The 895-nt window shown below is 51.5% G+C and carries 1 protein-coding gene; it reads right to left on the reverse strand.

Features of this window, described 5'->3' with window-relative positions:
* A partial coding sequence (locus D5270_RS16515; RefSeq protein WP_207709425.1) for a recombinase family protein occupies window positions 1-895 on the reverse strand: 895 nt, incomplete at both ends.

Raw genomic sequence — 895 nt, forward strand, 5'->3', positions numbered from 1 at the left:
TATCCTGGTCAATTCCTTTTCCTTTGCGGCTATCTGGTCGTTAAGGCGGTGGGATTGACTTTTTTTCAGCGGGGCCGCATTGATACGGGCTACTATTTCCGAATAGGAAACGGCGGTACTCACTTGATACTGGATAGCGAACAGAACGGCGGCCTCTAAACGGTTGTGCTTGATAGAGTGCATGGAGCAGGCTGTCCGGGAGCGTTTCTTGTAAGTGGAGCAGGAATAATAAACATTCTTCCCGCTCTGGCTCCGGGTCACGGCCTTGCCGCAGTCAGCGCACCTCAGAAAGCCGCTAAATAAATGGAGCTCCCGCTTTTTAGGGGCCGTCCTGGTGTCACGTTTCAGAAGTTCCTGCACCCGTTCAAAGGTTTCGTGGGAGATGATTGCCTCGTGGGTATCGGGGACGCGCACCCATTCATCCTCCGGCACAGCCTCAATCTGGTGTACCTTGTAGCTTTTCACCCGGCGGCGGCCTTGTACTAAATCCCCGGTGTAAATAGGATTTCTGAGAATATCCGTTATAATCTTGTTCCCCCACATGGGAGCGTCCGATATAGCCGGGGAGTAGGGCAGGCCCTTTAGCTTTCTGTATGCCGTGGGGCTGGGTATGCCGTGGTCATTCAGATACATCACAATTTGAAGTTTGGCCGTACCTTGCAGGCACATCTCGTATATCTTTTTGACGGTTTCAGCGGCCTCCGGGTCAACGATTAGCTGGTGCTTGTCTTTGGGGTCTTTTATGTAGCCGTAGGGAGCAAAAGAGCCTATGTACTGGCCGTTGCGCCGCTTGTAATCGAAAACCTGCCGGATTTTCTTTGAGGTCTGATAACAATACTGGTCGTTCATCACGTTTGTTATCGGAACGATAATGCTGTTCACGCTATCCGGGTTT

The sequence above is a fragment of the Acutalibacter sp. 1XD8-36 genome, assembly GCF_009917525.1.
Lineage (GTDB): Bacteria > Bacillota > Clostridia > Oscillospirales > Acutalibacteraceae > Acutalibacter.